We start from the raw sequence: 18921 nt of genomic DNA, 5'->3' as shown, positions 1-18921 counted from the left end.
CGCCGCCGGCGCAATGCCGGCGGCGGCCGGGTCAGCGGTTTTGGTCGCCGGGCTCTTTGCCGAGAAAGGTGCGCGCCATATACAGGGCGGCGATGGCGCGTCCCTCGCTGAACTCCTCGCGCTCAATCAGCGTCTCGAGATCCGCCAGCGGCCAGTGCACCAGCTCCAGCGGCTCGGGCTCGTCTCCTTCGAGGCGGCTCGGGTACAGGTCCCGTGCCAGCAGTACCTCCATGCGATGGCCCATATAGTTGGGCGCGCCGGTCATCTGCTTGAGATGATCGAGCCGGCGGGTGCCGAACCCCGCTTCCTCCTGCAACTCCCGGTGAGCCGCCTGCTGGGCGTTTTCGCCCGGATCGATCAGTCCCTTGGGGAGGGTCAGGGTGTAATCCTCGAGACCGGCGGCGTATTCGCGGATCAGGATCACCTCGCCGGACTCGAGTACCGGCACGATCATCACCGCGCCGCGGCCCCGGCTGGCAAGCCGCTCGTAAGTGCGTTCGACACCGTTGGAAAAGCGCAGCTGCAGCGTCTCGACATGGAAGAGGCGGCTGCGCGCGACGGTGGAAACCTTCAAAATCTCAGGCTTTACGGGCATACTGAATCTCCGGGAATCTGCCAAGCGTCTCTGGTGTTACAGTGGTGTAAAGCTTGCAGGTTCCAAAGCTGTACACTGACCCGGATATCACCGCCCAATGCTTGACTGGCGCAATATCGATACCGTCCTGCTCGATATGGACGGCACCCTGCTGGATCTTCATTTCGATTCCTACTTCTGGCTCGAGCATCTGCCGCAGCGCTACGCCGAGCTGCACCAGCTGGAACCGCAGGCGGCCCGGGAATGGCTGCATCAGCGTATCATACGCGAGCAGGGCACGCTCAACTGGTATTGCCTCGACTACTGGAGCGAGCAGCTGGGGGTCGATATCACCGCGCTCAAGCACGAAGTCGCCGGGCGCATTGCCTTCCGGCCGCAGGTGAAAGACTTTCTTGTGCGGCTGCGTCGGCAGGGCATGCGATCGGTCATCGTCACCAATGCCCACCGCGGCAGCCTCGGTCTCAAACTGCAGGAAACCGGCCTCGACCAGCGGGTCGACGCCATCGTCTGCTCGCACGACTTCGGGCTGCCGAAGGAAGATGTGGCTTTCTGGCAGCGGCTGCAGGAAATCGAACCGTTCAATCCCGCCAGAACCCTGCTGGTGGATGACAGCCTGCCGGTGCTGCGGTCGGCGCAGCGGTACGGTATCGGTTATCTGCTGTCGATTGTGCAGCCCGACAGCCAGGCGGCGCCGCGCAGCATCGATGAGTTCCGGGCCATCGACAGTTTCGACGATCTCTTTCCCGTTGACGGTGGCGGGCAGTGACAACCGTCCCGTTACCCGATTCAAAAGGTTTTCAGTTCGATGAGTGAGTCCCGAGAAGACAAGGTCCGGCTGGACAAATGGCTCTGGGCGGCCCGGTTCTACCGTACCCGCGCGATCGCCAAGGACATGATCGAAGGCGGCAAGGTGCATTACAACGGCCAGCGCAGCAAGTGCAGCAAGATCGTCGAAGTCGGCGCGCTGCTGCAGATTCGCCAAGGCTTCGACGAGCGGGAGGTCGAGGTGCTGCAAGTCTCCGATCAGCGTCGCGGCGCTCCGCAAGCGCAGTTGCTGTACCGCGAAACCGAAGCCAGCATCGAGCGGCGCGAGAAAGCCGCAGCGGAACGCAAGGCGCTTGGCGGCAGCAGTCTTAATCCGCGCCACCGGCCCAACAAGAAGGACCGGCGCCAGATCCGCGGTTTCAAGGACCAATGGTAATGGCCTTGGGCTGCCAGGCAGGCACTTGCATTGATCAGTCGGGCCAATGATGGGTTACGCCGCCGGTGACCACCACTCAGGTATATAATGCCGTGCCCGTGGCGGCTTCACCCATCCTACCCCCTTTCCATACATGTTAAACTCCCCTCCAAACGTTACCTGCCGGCGCGGCGGTTGCCAGTGCCCTCCCGTGAGATGAATACCGATGAGCAATCCCGATCAGATACAGCGTGTGCTGTTTGAGAAACTCGATATCCGTGGCGTCCTGGTGGGCCTGGAAGAATCCTACCTGCAGGTGCTCGAGCGCCACGACTATCCGCCGGTGGTGCAGCGTGTGCTCGGTGAAATGCTGGCGGCGGTCAGTCTGCTTGCCTCGACGCTGAAGTTCGACGGACGGCTGGTACTGCAGGCGGCCGGTGACGGCGCGCTGTCGATGCTGATGGCGGAGTGCAGCCATCAGCACGACCTGAGGGCGCTGGCCCGCTTTGAAGGCGAGGTCCCCGAGGACGTGCCTTTCTCTCAGCTGCTCAAGAATGGCCGCCTGGCGCTGACCATCGAGCCGGATCAGGGACGCCGCTATCAGGGCGTGGTGCCGCTCGAGGGCGATACGCTGGCGAGCTGCCTGGAGGGATACTTCGGCCAGTCGGAACAGCTGCCGACGCAGGTGCACCTGGCGGCGGACGGCCAGCGTGCGGCGGGTTTTCTGCTGCAGGTCATGCCGGCGGCCGGAACCGGCGAGGAGGACTGGTCGCATATCAGTCAGCTGGGAGCGACGCTCGCGGCCGAGGAGCTGCTGCAGCTGGACAACGAAACGCTGATGTACCGGATGTTCCACGAGGAACACTGCCGCCTGTTCGAAGCGGAAAAGATGCGTTTTCACTGCGATTGCAGCCGCGAGCGCAGCGGCAACGCCCTGCAGTTCCTGACCGAGGAAGAGCTGCTGGCGATCGTCGAGGAGGAGGGCGAAGTGGGTGTCAGCTGTCAGTTCTGCAACCAGCATTACGGTTTCGACGCGGCCGATATCCGAACCATGTTTTCCAATTCTGCCAATGTTCCGCGCTCGGATCAGTTGCACTAAACCGGGCGCGGGAGGGCACGGCCCGAGGACCGGTGGTAAGGCTGTTAATTTTTGTGCGATAATTCGCCTCCCCTGAAAAAGCACGATAAAGCGAAAGGGGCGCGCACTAGGGTCTTTCATCTGCAAGACAGGTAACGTTATTGGCGCCTATGCCAAGGGAATCCAGTAATGACCAAAGAAACTGAGAATACCGTACACCTCAACCTGAGCCGGGCGGAACTGGTTGAACAGGCAATCGCACGTGGTGAGGGCCAGCTGGCCGACACCGGCGCGCTTGTCGTCACCACTGGTAAGCGCACCGGGCGCTCGCCGATGGACCGTTTTATCGTCAAGGAACCGAGTACCGCTGACGAGATCGACTGGGGCAATATCAACCGTCCGTTCGACGCGGACAAATTCGATGCCCTCTGGGAGCGCGTTGAGGACTACCTGGCCGGCCGCGAGAGCTTCGTCTCCCACGTCCACGTCGGGGCCGACCACAGCCACTACCTGCCGGTCAAAATGACCACCGAGACTGCGTGGCAGAATCTCTTTGGCCAGAATCTTTTCATCCGTCCGCACGATTACAATCCCAAGTCCAAGGAAGAGTGGCAGATCCTCAATGTCGCCGGCTTCCCTTGCGATCCGGAGCGCGACGGCACCAACACCGATGGCTGCGTCATCCTCAACTTCGCCAAGCGCAAGGTGCTGATCGCCGGCATGCGTTACGCCGGTGAAATGAAGAAGGCGATGTTCTCGGTGCAGAACTTCCTGCTGCCGGAAAAGGATGTCCTGCCGATGCACTGCTCGGCCAATATCGGCGAAGATGGCAGCACCACTCTGTTCTTCGGCCTGTCCGGTACCGGCAAGACCACGCTGTCGGCCGACCCTGAACGTTACCTGATCGGCGATGACGAGCACGGTTGGGGCAAGGGCGTCGTCTTCAATATCGAAGGCGGCTGCTATGCCAAAACCATCAACCTGAGCAAGAAGAACGAGCCGATCATCTGGGACGCTATCCGTTTCGGTGCCATCGTCGAAAACGTCAAGCTGGACGGCAAGCGCCACGCCGACTACAACGACGTATCGCTGACCGAAAACGGCCGTTGCGCCTACCCGCTCGAGCACGTTGAAAAGCGCTCCGCCACCAACATGGGCGATGAGCCGGACGCCATTATCTTCCTGACCTGCGACCTGACCGGCGTACTGCCGCCGGTGTCGATCCTGAGCAAGGAAGCGGCGGCGTATCACTTCCTGTCCGGTTACACCGCGCTGGTGGGTTCGACCGAAGTTGGCGCAGGTCCCGGCATCAAGTCGACCTTCTCCACCTGCTTCGGCGCGCCGTTCTTCCCGCGCCCGGCCCGCGTTTACGCGGACCTGCTGATCAAGCGTATCGAGGAGTTCGGCTCCCGCGTCTACCTGGTCAACACCGGCTGGACCGGCGGTTCCTACGGTAGCGGCGAGCGTTTCAGCATTCCGACTACCCGCAGCATCATTTCGGCAATCCAGAGCGGTGCTCTGGTCGATATCGAGACCGAGTCACTGGAAGGGCTCAACCTCGAGGTGCCGAAGTCGGTACCGGGCGTCGACACCAAGCTGCTGAACCCGCGCAACACCTGGAGCGACAAGGGCGCCTACGACGCCACCGCCAAGGACCTGATCGGTCAGTTCGTCGAGAACTTCAAGAAGTTCGAAGGCGTGTCCGAGTCGATCGTCGCGGCAGGCCCGAAGCAGTAAGGCTTTAAGCGCTGTACAGGCTAAAAAAACCCGCAGTGACCTGAGTCTCTGCGGGTTTTTTGGATCTGAAAGATCGTTACGCGTAACTTGTCACCCGTCACCCGTCACCCGTCACCCGTCACCCGTCACCCGTCACCCGTCACCCTGTATGCCGGGCGGCCCGTTACGCCACCTGCAACTTGAGATTGAATGCCTTGAGATAGTCGGCTTCCTGCTCGAGGTCGGCCTTGGTGAGCGGGTGGTTATCGAGCCAGCCGCGGGGGAAGCTCAGGTACAGGCGTTTGGCGGCGAACTCGAGGCGAAACTCGGGCAGGCGGGCGCTGCTGCGGTTGCGGTGCAGCAGGGCCGCGAGGCGCAGCAGCACGGTCAGGCGGCGACAGGTCTCCTGTTTGCTCTTGGGCAGCAGCTTGAACTCGTCCTTGGGGATCTTGCGGCGGTGGCTGCGCACCAGCAGCGCCAGTTGCAGGCGGTCGAGGTCGGTAAATCCGGCCATGTCGGAGTACTGCAGCAGGTAAGCGCTGTGCTTGTGGTAGCCCGAGTGAGACAGCGACAGCCCGACCTCGTGGGTGGCGGCGGCCCAGCGCAGCATCTGGCGCTGATGGGGCTGGTCCAGCTGCCAGGGCGCCTGGAGCTGATCCAGCGCCCTGAGCGCGGTTCGTTCCACCCGTTCGGCCTGGTGGCGGTCGACGTGGTAGCGGCGCGTCAGGGCATCGAGGCTGCGTTCACGGATGTCTTCATGGTGCAGCCGGCCGACCATTTCGTACAGCAGTCCCTCGCGCAGAGCACCGTCGGAATATTCCATTTCGTCTATCCCCAGAGAGTCGAAGGCGGCGCAGAGGATGGCCAGGCCCGCCGGCAGCACGGGCCGGCGTTCGAGCTTCACTTCCGTTATTTCGTCGACTCTGCGGTAGCCGAGAATACGCTGCCTGAGCTTGTGCAGCGCCTGGGCGCTGATACGTTCTTCGGTGTAGCCCAGGCTGACGCAGGCGTTGCGTATCGCCTTGATGGTGCCGGATGAGCCGACGCAGTGCGACCAGCCGAGGCGCCGGTAACGTTTCTGGATCGACAGCAGTTCGCGAAGGGCGGCGTAGGTCGCCTTCTGGAAGGCTTCTTCGCTGATATCGCCGCTGGCGAAAAAGCGCTGGGTGAAGCTTACGCACCCCATCTCCAGGCTCTCCAGTTCGCGTGGAGCGACGCCGCGGCCGACGATGAATTCGGTGCTGCCGCCGCCGATATCGATCACCAGCCGTCGGCCGTCGACCGGTGGCAGCGACTGCGAAACGCCGAGGTAAATCAGGCGCGCTTCCTCGCGGCCCGATATCACTTCCAGCGGCGTACCCAGCACCTCTTCGGCGCGCTCCAGAAACTCGCGCCGGTTGACCGCCTCGCGCAGGGCGTTGGTTCCGACGATGCGCACCGACTGCCGCGGAAGGTCACGCACGCGCTGAGCGAAGCGGGCAAGGCACTCCAGACCACGCAGCTGGGCCGCCTCGCTGAGCCGTTTGTCGGCGTCCAGGCCGGCCGCCAGCTGCACTTTCTCGGACATGATATCGAGCGGTTTGAACTCGCCATCCCGGAGTTGTCCAACCACCATGTGAAAGCTGTTGGAACCCAGGTCTATGGCGGCAAGTTCGGAGGGCTTCTGAACAGGTAGAGCGGAGTCCGGTGCGTCATTCATAGTGCTGGCCTGTTACATTCCCTTAACCAAAATCGATAAAGAGTATTAATCGAGTGTTGCAGAATTAATACGCCGGTTGGTTCAGTAGCCTGTCAGAGTATTTTGTCGCGCCAGTCGATGCAACTGGTCGCGAATTGGCCGCAGAGTTCACTTTTTTTTCGGCGCAATGGTATCATCGTCATCCAGTTGACGAGGTCGCGGTGTATCGAGCCCTGATTGCAGGAGGTTCCAGCCCGCGATTTCCACAAAAGCGCTAATCAGAACGCACCCTGTGTGTTTGGAGAAAGAACCCAATGAGCGAAAACATCGTTAACGTCACCGATGCATCTTTCGAAGAGGAAGTGCTCAAAGCAGAGAGCGCGGTACTGGTTGATTACTGGGCTGAGTGGTGCGGTCCCTGCAAGATGATTGCCCCGGTGCTGGAAGAGATTGCCAAGGATTACGAAGGCAAGCTGAAAGTCTGCAAGCTCAACATCGATGAGAATAATGAGACTCCGCCGAAATTCGGTATTCGCGGTATCCCGACCCTGATGCTGTTCAAGGGCGGTAACGTCGAAGCCACCAAGGTCGGTGCCCTGTCGAAGTCTCAGCTGGCGGCCTTCATCGACGCCAACCTCTGATAACAGGAGAGGAGGGAAGGAAGCCGTCCACCCCCGGCCGGGTATTTTCTTTCCCTCCAGTCTGGACAGTCGCGATTCAAGCCTTTATATTGTTTGCGACTGCTGGGTACTTGTCGCCCCCCTGACAAGCTTCCGAATCCCAGTCGATATTCCTGATTTTCTCCCGTTTTCCACCCTCAACGGTCTCCTTGACCCCTTTTCCAAAGCATATGAATCTTACCGAGCTGAAAACAAAAAGCGTTCCGGAGCTTCTGGAAATCGCGAAAGATATGGGCATGGACAATCTTGCCCGCTCCCGCAAACAGGACGTGATCTTCGCCATTCTGAAGAAGCACGCCAAGAGCGGTGAGGATATCTACGGAGATGGCGTGCTGGAAATTTTGCAGGACGGCTTCGGCTTCCTCCGCTCCGCAGACTCTTCCTACCTTGCCGGCCCTGACGACATTTACGTTTCCCCCAGCCAGATCCGCCGCTTCAACCTCCGCACCGGCGATACCATTTCCGGTAAGATTCGACCGCCCAAGGACGGCGAACGCTACTTCGCGTTGCTCAAGGTCAACGAGATCAACTACGATAAGCCGGAAAACGCCAAGAACAAGATTCTGTTCGAAAACCTGACGCCGCTGTTCCCGCAGCAGCGCCTGCGTATGGAAATCGGCAACGGCAGTACCGAGGACCTGACCGCACGCGTCATCGACCTGGTCTGCCCGATGGGCAAGGGGCAGCGCGCCCTGATCGTGTCGCCGCCGAAGGCCGGTAAGACGCTGATGCTGCAGAACATCGCCAACAGCATCACCCGCAACAACCCGGAATGCCACCTGATCGTGCTGCTGATCGACGAGCGTCCCGAGGAAGTCACCGAGATGCAGCGCACCGTTCGCGGTGAAGTGGTTGCCTCGACGTTCGACGAACCGCCGTCACGCCACGTCCAGGTCGCCGAAATGGTGCTGGAAAAGGCCAAGCGCCTGACCGAGCACAAGAAAGACGTCGTCATTCTGCTCGACTCCATCACCCGTCTCGCCCGCGCCTACAACACCGTGATCCCGTCTTCGGGCAAGGTGCTGACCGGTGGTGTCGACGCCCACGCGCTGGAGCGTCCGAAGCGTTTCTTCGGTGCTGCGCGAAATATCGAGGAGGGCGGCAGCCTGACCATCATCGCCACTGCCCTGGTCGATACCGGCTCCAAGATGGACGAGGTGATCTACGAGGAGTTCAAGGGTACCGGTAACTCCGAGGTACACCTGGACCGCAAGGTGGCCGAGAAGCGCATCTTCCCGGCGATCAACATCCGCCGCTCCGGCACCCGTCGTGAAGACCTGCTGGCGACCGAGGAGGAGATGCAGCGCATGTGGATCCTGCGTCGCCTGCTGGACCCGATGGAAGACACCGCCGCTACCGAATTCGTTATCGACAAACTCAAGGACTTCAAGACCAACAACGAGTTCTTCCTGTCGATGAAACGGGCCTGATGGTTTAATCGGCAATGAGAAAGGGTGAGCAGCTGCTTACCCTTTTTTATGATGGGTGAAAAGTGACATGTTACATGTGACAAGTGACGTGTTACCCGTCACCCGTTACCTGTAACCCTAAACCGGAAAGCGTCGTCCTGCGGCGCGCCAACGTCTATGTCCTCACCCAAATACAAGGATCTGCGCGACTTCATCGCCATGCTCGAGTCGCGCGGCGAGCTCAAGCGCATCAGGGAAGCCATCGATCCCAACCTCGAAATGACCGAGATCTGCGACCGCACGCTGCGGGCCGGCGGGCCGGCGTTGCTGTTCGAGAATCCCAAAGGTTATGACCATCCGGTACTGGCCAACCTGTTCGGCACCCCGGAGCGGGTCGCGCTGGGCATGGGCGAGGAGTCGGTCACGGCACTGCGCGAGGTTGGCAAGCTGCTGGCTCAGCTCAAGGAGCCGGAGCCGCCCAAGGGAATGAAGGATGCCTGGGAGAAGCTGCCGATCTTCAGGCAGGTACTCAATATGGGGCCCAAGGTGGTGAAAAGCGCGCCCTGCCAGACCCATGTTCTGGAGGGCGACGACGTCGACCTCTACCGGCTGCCCATCCAGACCTGCTGGCCCGGCGATGCCGGCCCGCTGGTGACCTGGCCGCTGGTGATCACCCGGGGGCCGAACAAGCCCCGGCAGAACCTCGGCATCTACCGCCAGCAGTTGATTGGCCGCAACAAGCTGATCATGCGCTGGCTGGCTCACCGCGGCGGTGCGCTGGATTTCCGCGAGTGGAAAGAGCAGCACCCGGGCGAGCCGTTCCCGGTGGCGGTTGCGCTGGGCGCGGATCCGGCGACCATTCTCGGCGCTGTCACGCCGGTACCGGATACCCTGTCCGAGTATGCGTTTGCGGGCTTGCTGCGCGGCGGCAAGACCGAACTGGTGAAGTGTCTGGGCAGCGATCTGCAGGTGCCGGCGAGCGCGGAGTTCATCCTCGAGGGTTATATCGATCCCGACGAGATGGCCGACGAGGGGCCCTTTGGCGATCACACCGGCTACTATAATGAGGTGGACCGTTTTCCGGTGTTTACCGTAGAGCGCATAACTCACCGTAACCGGCCGATCTATCACAGCACCTACACCGGCCGGCCGCCGGATGAACCGGCGATTCTCGGCGTGGCCCTGAACGAGGTGTTCGTGCCGATTCTGCAGAAGCAGTTCCCGGAGATCGTGGACTTCTATCTGCCGCCGGAGGGCTGTTCGTACCGGATGGCCGTGGTGACGATGAAAAAGCAGTATCCGGGGCACGCCAAGAGGGTCATGCTCGGTGTCTGGTCGTTCCTGCGTCAGTTCATGTACACCAAGTTCGTCATCGTCTGCGACGATGACGTCGATGCCCGGGACTGGAAGGATGTCATCTGGGCGATCACCACCCGCATGGACCCCCAGCGCGACACCGTCATGATCGACAATACCCCGATTGATTACCTCGACTTCGCGTCGCCGGTATCGGGGCTTGGCTCCAAGATGGGAATGGACGCCACGAACAAGTGGCCCGGCGAGACCAGCCGCGAGTGGGGCGAGCCGATCCGAATGGACGATGCCGTGAAGCGGCGGGTCGATGAAATCTGGGACAGCCTGGGGATTTTCGAGGGCCGTTAGCCGCCAGCGCTGGTCCGCAGCGGCACACCGCTGCTCGATAGCTATCAGATTCAAGATGAAGGGATTGAAGCTCCCTGGAGAGGTATCCGTGAAAAAGCTGAACTCCGATATTACCTCGGTCGAGGTGCTCACCTCCGATGTCTACCGCGTCCGCCTGCACCTGCCGGCCGCCGGGACCGAGGCGGTGAACTTCCATGCCGGGCAGTATCTGGACCTGTTCCTGCCGGACGGCAGGAAAGCCTCCTTTTCCATCGCCTCGGCGCCTGATCAGGGGCGTGATCTGGAACTGCACATCCGGCGCATGCCGGATAGCGAAATGTCCTGCGCGGTCATGGATTACCTGCAGCACAACAAGACGGTCGAACTGGAGCTGCCCAAGGGCAATTGCTGGCTCGACGCCTCGGGTCTGGCGCCCGAGAGCCGGCTGGTGTTCGCCGCTGCCAGCACCGGTTTCTCGCAGATCAAGAGCATGGTCGAGCATCTGCTGGCGAACCAGGTGATGAACCACATCCGCATCTACTGGGGCGCGCGGGATGCCCGTGACCTCTATCACCTGGCGTTGCCGGAGCAGTGGGCGCGGGAACACGCCAATGTCCATTTTGTGCCGGTTGTCAGCGAGCCGGAATTGTCGCCGGACTGGATCGGTCGTACCGGAGTGCTGCCGCAGGCCATTCTCGAGGATCTGGATCACTTCGAGGACACCCAGATCTACGCCAGCGGCTCGCCGGCCATGGTTTATGCGCTGCTGGATGCCTGTGAGGCGCACGGGATGGTCGAGTCGCAGCTGCACTCCGATGTATTCGCCTACGCGCCGCGCCCGGGTAAAGGTTAACCTCGGCCGGCGCGCCTCGCATTGCAAAACAAAAGCCGCTCGAGGGCGGCTTTTGTTTTGGGCGGCGATTCCGGGGCCTGGGACTCAGGCGGTTCAACAGCAGTCGGAACGGACAGGTTCGGGCACTACTGCAGCATACGCAGTATCTGGTCCTTCAGCTGTACCCGGCGTAACTTCATCTGCTCAAAATTTTCATCCGAGGTGGGAATGTTGCGCATCTCGAGACCGCGTACGCTGTGGTCGAGCTTATGGTATTCACTGGCCAGTCTGGCAAAGTTTTCGTCTTCATGCTTCAGCTGCCGGATGCGGTCGGCATACTGGGGAAAGTCGTTGTAGAGACTATGGTTAATGTCGGACATAGAGCGCACTCCATCGGTTAGCCCGGTTCGTGCCGCAGGAGGTCGAATCCGACCTCCCATGTATTCAGTCTAGGCAGAGCCGTGCGGCCTTGCCATGAGCGTTGCCCAAGAGTGAATTCCTCATCCGTCTAATGCCGTGTTCTTTTCCCGGCGTGCCCTAAGCTTAGAGGGCCTGCGAACGACCCCCGGCTGGCCTCGCCGGGCTTGAACCCTGCGTCTGCCGGCCAAACGGCATCGGGGCCTGTTCGCAGAAACCTCCAAGCGCCGGAGCTTTACCATGGACAAGCGACATTTCCCGCCTGACAAGATTCGCAATATCGGCATCATCGCGCATATAGATGCGGGCAAGACCACGGCCACCGAGCGCATGCTGTTTTACAGCGGCTTTGCGCACAAGCTCGGTTCAGTGGACGAGGGCACGACCATCACCGACTGGATGGAGCAGGAGCGTGAGCGCGGTATCACCATCGTATCCGCCGCCATCACCACCCAGTGGCGCGAGCACCAGATCAATATCATCGATACCCCGGGACACATCGACTTCACCGCCGAGGTGCAGCGCGCGCTGCGCGTGCTCGACGGCGGTGTGGTGGTGTTCGACGGCGTTCACGGCGTCGAATCCCAGAGCGAGACGGTCTGGCGCCAGGCCGAGCGTTACCGTGTGCCGCGTATCTGCTTCATCAACAAGATGGACCGCACCGGCGCCGATTTCGACCATGCATTGCAGACGATTCGCGAGCGCCTGCATGCGCAGCCGGTACCGCTCAATATCCCGATGGGCGCGGAGCACGACTTCGCGGGTGTCATCGACCTGATGACAATGGAGGCGATCCGCTGGAGCGACGACCTGGGCGCCAGCCCGGAGCGCGAGCCGATCCCGGAGGCGCTGCGAGAGAGGGCGCAGGCCGCCCGCTCGAATCTGCTCGAGGCGATTTGTGAAACCGATGACACTCTGCTCGAGCGCTATCTGGGTGAAGAGCCCATCGAAGCCGGGGAGTGGGGCGCAGCCCTGCGTCGGGCGACCATCGACAATCGTCTCTATCCGGTGCTCTGCGGCGCAGCCCTGCGCAATGTCGGTATTCAGCCGCTGCTCGATGCGGTGGTGGATTTGCTGCCATCGCCGGAGGATCGCAAGGAAGTGGTCGGGCACCATCCGCAGACCGGAGAGGAGGAGCACTGGCCGCTGCAGCTCGACGAGCCATTGTGCGCACTGGTGTTCAAGACGGTGACCGACCCCTATGCCGGGCAGATGGCCTATGTGCGGGTGTATTCCGGACAGCTCAAAAGCGGCGACCAGGCATACAACCCTCGCACCGGGCGCAAGACGCGGATCGGGCGTCTGGTGCGGGTGTTTGCCGACCGGCGCGAGGATATCGACAGCATACCCGCCGGCGAGATCGACGCTGTGGTTGGGCTCAAGGATGCGCATACCGGCGATACCCTGTGCGCGCTGGACCACCCATTGGTGCTGGAATCGATCCAGTTTCCGGAGCCGGTCCTGAATATCGCCATCGAGCCGGTCGCCACCCGCGACAGAGACGAGCTCGATCGTGCCCTGCATCAGTTGATGGAGGAAGATCCGACCTTTCATGTTCATGTCGACGAGGACAGCGGCCAGACGATTCTGTCCGGGATGGGGGAGCTGCATCTCGAAATTCTGATCAACCGTATCGAACGCGAGCACCAGGTCCGGGTGCGCAGCGGTGTGCCGCGTGTGAGCTACAAGGAGACGGTGCTGGCACCCGTCAGCCGCGTCGAGGGACGCTACGTGCACCAGAGCGGCGGGCACGGCCAGTACGGGCATGTCTATCTCGATCTCAAGCCGGGCGAGCCGGGCTCGGGAGTCGTCTTCTCGCAGCGGATCAAAGGCGGTGTAATACCCAGCGCCTTTATCCCCGCTGTCGAGAAGGGCGTTATCGAGGCGGCGCAGTCCGGGTTGATAGGCGGGCAGGAGATCACCGATGTCGAGGTGGTGCTGGTCGATGGCTCGACGCATCCGGTCGACTCCAGCGAACTGGCGTTCAAGAACGCCGGGGCCCAGGCGTTCAGGGAAGCGGTAAGGCAGGCAGGTCCCAGGTTGCTCGAGCCGGTCTGCAAGGTGCAGGTGGAGACGCCCGAGGAAAATCTCGGCGACGTCCTCGGGCAACTCAATGCGCGTCGCTGCGAGGTGCGCAGCACCGAGCCCCGCTCGGACGGCAGTCACGACATCCAGGGCATGGTGCCGCTGTCCGAGATGTTCGGCTACGCCACCGTCCTGCGCTCGGCGACCCAGGGGCGGGCTCTGTTCACGCTGGAGTTCGATCACTACAGTCCGGTGCCGGACAAGGTGATGGAAAAACTGCAATTGACCTGATAGCCGATCTGGCGGCCGTGTTGGTCGATGCTTGGTTGCGGTTGGCAGGTGGTTGGGCCTGTGTTGGGTTACGGTCCTTCGGACCTAGACCCAACCTACGGGCGATCCGTTCTACGTAGGTTGGGTTAGACGCGCGGGGCAGGGCGCGTCGGGATTGCGCGAATTTCGGGCGCATCGTAACCCAACATGGGTCAATCCGACAGCGGTGCCGGTCGAGACCCCATGGTGGGTTACGGTGCGCGTGCAGACCGCTGCCGGGCGATGTATTTGCGGGTTGCGCATCTAACCCACCCTGCGGGTGATGTGTCCGATGTAGGGTGGGTTAGACGCGCAGGACAGGGCTCGTCGGGATTGCACGAATTTCGGGCGCATCGTAACCCACCATGGGTTTTATCCGGCGCTAAAGCCGATTGAGATCCCAGACTTCTTCCGGTGCGCAGCTGATCGGGCCGTGGCGTCGGTTGCGCATCAGCGCCATGAACTGGTCGTGGTTCAGGTGCACCAGGTGACGGTGGTCGCCGGCCTCGATATAGATGTCGCGATCGCCCGACAGGCTTTCGTCCCACACCAGCTCCAGCCCGAACGGCTGCCCGAGTGCGGGTATGGCGCCGGGCTCGCAGTCGCGAAACAACGGTGCCAGTTCGGATTCCTTCGCCAGTACCAGGCGCCGTCCCAGCAGTTGTTCCACTTCGCTGACCACCAGCCGGTTCATGGCCGGTATCACGGCCATCACGTAGTGATCCTGGTCGTGCAGGACCACGGCCTTGGCGACTTCGCGCAGCGGCAGGTGCGACGCATAGGCGGAGGCAACCGCCGATGTGGTGTAGCCGTGCTCGATCAGATCGTAGCCCGGGGTTTTGCTATCCAGGTAGCGGGTAAGCGTTGCAGATACAGTAGTCATCACAACCTCCTCGGCATCGGCCGGGAAAATGGACTACTGGAAGTATAAGAGAGCCTGCGGATAAGTCCCAATCCGAAGCCCTGGAGGAGTCGGCAACCGAACCGTGGGTGGTTCGGTTGCCGTGGCCGGTCCGGGCGATGCCGCTCAGGCCCGTTCGGGGGACTCTTCCTTGTTGCTGTCCGGCATCGGCAGGCTGGGCAGGCCCGTGCCCGATACCTCAACGCCGGCCTGAAGCATGTCCAGCACCCGCTCATTTTCGCCCAGGTGCTGCAGCAGGCGGCAGAGTTCGGCATAGGCCTCTGCGGACGGGCGCCGTGCGATGCTTTGTTCGAAGTAGTCGATGGCCTTGCCCCAATGCTGGTTGCGCATCGACAACCGGCCCAGTGCCAGCAGCAGCTCCGGGTTCTCAGGCTGACTCTTGAGCCACTTCTTGGCGCTTTCGAGCTGCTTGTGGCTGTCCTCGCCCTGCAGGCGGCCGTACAGGTTGACCAGACTGTCGCTCCAGCTGCGGTTGATCTGCTCGCGCAGAACAGGCTCCGCCCGGGACTCGCCGCCCAGAGCCACCAGCTGTGCGACGTATTGACGGATCAGCGCTTCGTCGCTGCCCAGGCGCGATGGAACCGTCTGCCAGGTCTTGTTGAGCGCCTGCAGGCGGGTCGCGTCGTCGGCTTCGGCCGGCATCAGGAGCTGGCTGTTCTGCAGCAACTCGTCGTAGCAGCGGCGCTCGAGCGTTTCCAGTCGTTCCGTCGGCAGTACCTGGTGCTTGCGCAGGTCGGGTAGCAGCTCGCTCAGGGCCTGCCAGTCGCCGAGCTGCTGCAGGCAGTCCTGCAGCAGACGCAGGACCTGGGTATGCTTCGGCGCGCGCTGGCGCAGCGGCTCCAGCGTTTCTCGGCAGGCCTTGAAGTCGCCACGCTCCAGCTGCATCTGCGCCTGACTCAGGGCGATGGAGGTCGCGGCTTCGGGGTTTCTGGCGCGTGCCTGTTCGTGCAGCTCGTCGGCGGCCTTGGCATCACCCTGCTCCTGGGCGGCGCGGGCTGCGCCCAGGTAGTTGATCAGGGGCAGTTCGGCGCGGGGCGCAGCCTGACCGAGATAGCGCTGGGCCTTCCACCAGTTGCCATCGGCCAGGGCGTTGAGTCCCTTCAGGGTCTTGCGCTGAGCGCTGCGCGAGGCGCGGCGGTCGTTCCAGTTGCGCAGCTGGGTGGTGGGTACGCGGGCCCGGGCCAGCAGGTTCAGCGCCAGGTGGAGGAGGCCGAAAGCCAGCACGGCGATGACCAGCAGTACCCAGAGGCTGGTTTCGATGGTGGTGCTGTCATAGGCGACCAGAACGTAGCCCGGGTCCTGAACCATCTTCTCACCGACCCAGGCGCCGACGAACAGTACGATAAACAGCAGAAGGAGGCGTCTTTTCATCTCAGGCGGCTCCTTCCTGTTTCAGCTTGATCATCTGCTCCAGGTAGGCCTTGAGGGCGTTCAGGGAGCCTGAAATATCCGGCAGTTCCGGCGCCACCTCGAGCTGCTTGAGTTCGGCGATACCGCGCAGCAGGGCATTGGTGGTGGCGTCCTGGGGCTCGAAATAGGTGTCGATCCAGTTCTCGGCCTTGGTCAGTGCGCTGTCGTAGGCGTTCTGCTTGCGCTGCAGCAGGGCCAGCTGGGCCTGCTCGAGCATCAGGTGCAGGTTCTGCTGCAGGAAGAAGTGGTTTTCCGGCGACAGCAACGGTTCGACGGGCTCGTCGCGATGCTGGATTACCACCAGCTGCTCGAGCTTGCCCATGGCGTTGTTCCAGGAGGTCGCCAGGCCCTGGCTCCAGGACTCGGAAACACCATCGGGCGTGATGTCGCTGAGCAGGTCCGGCAGCTGGCGCTGTTCGGTGACGGGAATCAGACGCAGATTGTCGATCTGGGCGCTGAGGGCGCCGAGTTGCAGGTAGGCGCCCTCGGTGTCGAGTCGGGGAACCGCCTCGAGTGCGGCAATATCGGCGGCCAGCGCCTTGCGCACCTCGTAGATGGAGACATCGTCGGTTTCCCTGAGGATCTGGTCGGCGGATTTGAGCAGCGTCAGCGCGCCGACAGGGGTCTGTTCCATCAGAACCCGCTGGTTGGCGAGTCGCAGCAGGTACTCGACCTCGGCCATCAGCCAGTCCTTGCGGCTGGTGTTCTGCTGTGACATCACCTGCTGCATGCTCTGGGTCAGGCGTTGCTGCAGTTCGTCGATATTGCGCTTGTCGGCTTCGGCCTGGCTGCTGATCGTGTCGAGCTGCCGCTTGACGTTGCCAAGCGCCTCGTCGATCCGGTCGCTGCTTTCGTCCTGTGACTGGTCGATGCGGCTGCCGACATCCTGAATCTGCGCGTCGTACTGAGCGCGCCACTGCCAGCCCTGCCAGGCCAGCGCGGCGCCGCCGCCGAGCGCCACAATCGAAAGCACCAGCGCCACCTTGCCGGGCCAGCCGGCTGGCGGTTTGTCGTTTTTCTTGTTGCCTCCGCCGCTGGCGGGGCCCTTGGGCTTGCTGCCGGAGGTCTTGTCTTTCTCAGGGGACGGGACCTCGGTGGCCTCCCCGTCGATGATCTCGGGGTCGCGTTGCTGTGTTTTCTTGTTCCCAGTTTCGCTCATCAGTCTTGTTCCGAGTCGTGTTGAGCCAGTAGCGCCGCGATCATGCTGCGATCGTCGGGGCCGCCGGCAAGTCGTGTCCTTTTGAAGCCGGCCCCGGCTGCCCGCTGGGCAATGCGCTGGCTTGGCACTACCAGCAGGCAGTCGCGCAATCGGCTGGCTGTGTCTGTGCCGTCGAGCAACCGGACCAGGTTGTCCAGGCTTTCGCCGCTGGTGATCAGGATAGCGGATAAGGGGCGGCCATAAATAGTACTTTCGAGAACCTCCGGTTCCGGATCGGGTGCGGCCCGGCGATAGAGGCAGGCGTAGTCGACCCGCGCGCCGCGGGCGCTCAGGTCGCTGGCGAGCTTGTCTCGCCCGCTGTCGCCGCGCACGATCAGGATACGCTCGCCGGCGACCTGACGCAGTGCATCGGAGCTCAGCAGGGCTTCGGAGTCGTAGCCGTCGGGGCTGTGACGAGCCTGGATGCCGTACCCCGCGAGCGTTGCCGCGGTGCTGGCGCCGATCGCCAGCCAGTCGATGCCGACCGGCAGCTGGGGCCAGTAGTCGTCGATCAGCTCCGCGCCAAGGCGGGCCGCGTTGGCGCTGACGAAGATCACCGCGCGGTAGAGGTCGAGGTCGAGGATGCAGCGGCGTGCGTCGGCGAACGCCGGGTCCGCCTCCGTCAGCGGTTCGATCTCGAGTAAGGGCAGCAGCACCGGTTCCGCGCCGAGCTCGCGCAGGCGCCGGGCCTGGCCGTCGGCCTGGTGGCGAGGCCGGGTGACCAGCACCCGCTGGCCCGCGAGATTAGGCTCCGGCGTCATTGTCGCCGTAGACCGCGGCCAGGATACGATCGGCGCCGGCGTCGAGCAGGCGCTCGGCGAGGGTCACGCCCAGCGCCTCGCCGTCTTCGGGCAGACCGCGAATCTCGTCGTACAGCACTTCGCTGCCGTCCGGGCGCGCCACCAGGCCGCGCAGCCAGAGTTCGTCGCCGGCGTCGTTGAGCAGCGCGAAGCAGGCGATCGGCACCTGACAGCCGCCTTCCAGGCGGCGGTTCATCGCGCGCTCGGCCAGGACGCACAGGGCTGTGGGCCGGTGATGCAGCGGCGCCAGCAGCTTGCGGGTCTGCTCATCCTCGACACGGCACTCGATGCCGACGGCGCCCTGACCGCCTGCCGGCAGGCTCTGTTCGGGTGCAAGCTCCATGCGGATGCGCTCCTGCAGCTCCAGTCGCAGCAGCCCGGCAGTGGCCAGGATGATGGCGTCGTACTCGCCGTCGTCGAGCTTGCGCAGGCGGGTCTGGACGTTGCCGCGCAGGCTGCGCACCACAAGATCCGGGCGTGCCGCGCGCACCTGTGATTCGCGCCGCAGCGACGAGGTCCCGACCACGGCGCCGGCCGGCAGCTCGTCGAGGCTGGCGTAGCGGTTGGAAACGAAGGCGTCGGTCGGGGTTTCGCGCGGGCAGATGACCGCGAGGCCGAGCCCCGCGGGGAACTCCATCGGCACGTCCTTCATCGAGTGCACGGCGATATCGGCGCTGCCCTCGAGCATGGCGTTTTCCAGCTCCTTGACGAACAGCCCCTTGCCACCGACCTTGGCGAGCGGGGTGTCGAGGATCTTGTCGCCACGGGTGGTGAAGCCGATCAGCTCGACCTTGATGCCGGGGTGATGGCGCTCCAGTTCGGCCTTGACGTATTCGGCCTGCCACAGGGCCAGCAGGCTCTTGCGTGTGGCGATGCGTATTGTCTGTGTAGTCATCGGATTCTCTTGGCGGCCGCTCGGAGGCCTAAACAGGGTTTTGGCGGATTGTAACAGATCGTGCGGCGCGGCTGGACCGGTCGCCGCATGCCACGGTGAAGCGCGGTCAAAGATGGTATAATCCGCCGCAGTTTTC

Annotated in this window: 17 protein-coding genes; 9 read left to right on the top strand and 8 right to left on the bottom strand. The window is 62.7% G+C overall.

Annotated features, from left to right (window positions below; all coding sequences use genetic code 11):
• Positions 1 to 31 precede the first annotated feature (31 nt).
• Positions 32 to 595, bottom strand: a complete 564-nt coding sequence (gene nudE, locus IEX85_RS20980; protein WP_188862588.1) for an ADP compounds hydrolase NudE — start codon at positions 593 to 595, stop codon at positions 32 to 34.
• Positions 596 to 692: 97 nt separating this feature from the next.
• On the opposite strand from nudE, the gene yrfG reads away from it, so the two are divergent.
• The 4 genes from yrfG to IEX85_RS20960 all read left to right on the top strand — a co-directional run bounded on the left by yrfG (position 693) and on the right by IEX85_RS20960 (position 4590).
• The gene (gene yrfG, locus IEX85_RS20975) at positions 693 to 1361 is read left to right on the top strand and encodes a GMP/IMP nucleotidase (protein ID WP_188862587.1); all 669 of its coding nucleotides are present in this window, start codon (positions 693 to 695) and stop codon (positions 1359 to 1361) included.
• A gap of 39 nt (positions 1362 to 1400) precedes the next feature.
• Positions 1401 to 1796 carry a ribosome-associated heat shock protein Hsp15 gene (hslR, locus tag IEX85_RS20970; RefSeq protein WP_188862586.1) on the top strand — a complete coding sequence of 132 codons (396 nt, stop codon included), beginning with the start codon at positions 1401 to 1403 and terminating at the stop codon, positions 1794 to 1796.
• Between the two features lie 205 nt (positions 1797 to 2001).
• Complete coding sequence (hslO, locus tag IEX85_RS20965; RefSeq protein ID WP_188862585.1) at positions 2002 to 2874, top strand: Hsp33 family molecular chaperone HslO; 873 nt, start codon at positions 2002 to 2004, stop codon at positions 2872 to 2874.
• Positions 2875 to 3042: 168 nt separating this feature from the next.
• Complete coding sequence (locus tag IEX85_RS20960; RefSeq protein ID WP_188862584.1) at positions 3043 to 4590, top strand: phosphoenolpyruvate carboxykinase; 1548 nt, start codon at positions 3043 to 3045, stop codon at positions 4588 to 4590.
• 163 nt (positions 4591 to 4753) lie between these two features.
• On the opposite strand, the gene IEX85_RS20955 is transcribed toward IEX85_RS20960, so the two are convergent.
• The gene (locus IEX85_RS20955) at positions 4754 to 6268 is read right to left on the bottom strand and encodes a Ppx/GppA phosphatase family protein (protein ID WP_188862583.1); all 1515 of its coding nucleotides are present in this window, start codon (positions 6266 to 6268) and stop codon (positions 4754 to 4756) included.
• 293 nt (positions 6269 to 6561) lie between these two features.
• Between IEX85_RS20955 and trxA the strand changes: the two genes are divergently transcribed.
• From trxA to IEX85_RS20935, 4 genes are all read left to right on the top strand, one after another.
• On the top strand, positions 6562 to 6888 hold the full coding sequence (trxA, locus tag IEX85_RS20950) for a thioredoxin TrxA (protein ID WP_188862582.1): 327 nt from the start codon (positions 6562 to 6564) through the stop codon (positions 6886 to 6888).
• A 209-nt stretch (positions 6889 to 7097) separates the two neighbouring features.
• Positions 7098 to 8357 (top strand): transcription termination factor Rho, encoded by a 1260-nt coding sequence (gene rho / locus IEX85_RS20945; protein WP_188862581.1) that lies wholly within the window; start codon positions 7098 to 7100, stop codon positions 8355 to 8357.
• 156 nt (positions 8358 to 8513) lie between these two features.
• Entirely contained in the window at positions 8514 to 9998 is a 1485-nt protein-coding gene (gene ubiD / locus IEX85_RS20940) for a 4-hydroxy-3-polyprenylbenzoate decarboxylase (protein ID WP_188862580.1), read from the top strand.
• Between the two features lie 88 nt (positions 9999 to 10086).
• Complete coding sequence (locus IEX85_RS20935) at positions 10087 to 10830, top strand: NAD(P)H-flavin reductase (protein WP_229722043.1); 744 nt, start codon at positions 10087 to 10089, stop codon at positions 10828 to 10830.
• 125 nt (positions 10831 to 10955) lie between these two features.
• On the opposite strand, the gene IEX85_RS20930 is transcribed toward IEX85_RS20935, so the two are convergent.
• On the bottom strand, positions 10956 to 11189 hold the full coding sequence (locus IEX85_RS20930; RefSeq protein WP_188862578.1) for an HP1242/YdcH family protein: 234 nt from the start codon (positions 11187 to 11189) through the stop codon (positions 10956 to 10958).
• 277 nt (positions 11190 to 11466) lie between these two features.
• Here IEX85_RS20930 and fusA point away from each other — a divergent pair, with 277 nt between their 5' ends.
• Positions 11467 to 13542, top strand: a complete 2076-nt coding sequence (gene fusA, locus IEX85_RS20925; protein WP_188862577.1) for an elongation factor G — start codon at positions 11467 to 11469, stop codon at positions 13540 to 13542.
• A 400-nt stretch (positions 13543 to 13942) separates the two neighbouring features.
• Here the strand turns inward: fusA and IEX85_RS20920 are convergent, their stop codons facing one another.
• From IEX85_RS20920 to hemC, 5 genes are all read right to left on the bottom strand, one after another.
• On the bottom strand, positions 13943 to 14443 hold the full coding sequence (locus IEX85_RS20920) for an aminoacyl-tRNA deacylase (RefSeq protein WP_188862576.1): 501 nt from the start codon (positions 14441 to 14443) through the stop codon (positions 13943 to 13945).
• Positions 14444 to 14587: 144 nt separating this feature from the next.
• Positions 14588 to 15853, bottom strand: coding sequence for a heme biosynthesis HemY N-terminal domain-containing protein (locus IEX85_RS20915; protein WP_188862575.1), 1266 nt, complete (start codon positions 15851 to 15853; stop codon positions 14588 to 14590).
• 1 nt (position 15854) lies between these two features.
• Positions 15855 to 17051 carry a uroporphyrinogen-III C-methyltransferase gene (locus tag IEX85_RS20910; RefSeq protein WP_188862574.1) on the bottom strand — a complete coding sequence of 399 codons (1197 nt, stop codon included), beginning with the start codon at positions 17049 to 17051 and terminating at the stop codon, positions 15855 to 15857.
• Positions 17051 to 17851 (bottom strand): uroporphyrinogen-III synthase, encoded by an 801-nt coding sequence (locus IEX85_RS20905; protein WP_188862573.1) that lies wholly within the window; start codon positions 17849 to 17851, stop codon positions 17051 to 17053. Before IEX85_RS20905 ends, IEX85_RS20910 begins: the two co-directional genes overlap by 1 nt.
• Positions 17835 to 18785: a hydroxymethylbilane synthase gene (gene hemC, locus IEX85_RS20900; protein ID WP_188862572.1), complete on the bottom strand. Its 951-nt coding sequence runs from the start codon at positions 18783 to 18785 to the stop codon at positions 17835 to 17837. Before hemC ends, IEX85_RS20905 begins: the two co-directional genes overlap by 17 nt.
• Positions 18786 to 18921 lie beyond the last annotated feature (136 nt).

Source organism: Marinobacterium nitratireducens (assembly GCF_014645375.1).
Classification (GTDB): domain Bacteria; phylum Pseudomonadota; class Gammaproteobacteria; order Pseudomonadales; family Balneatricaceae; genus Marinobacterium_A; species Marinobacterium_A nitratireducens.
This window is presented reverse-complemented; position numbering and strand designations above follow the sequence as displayed.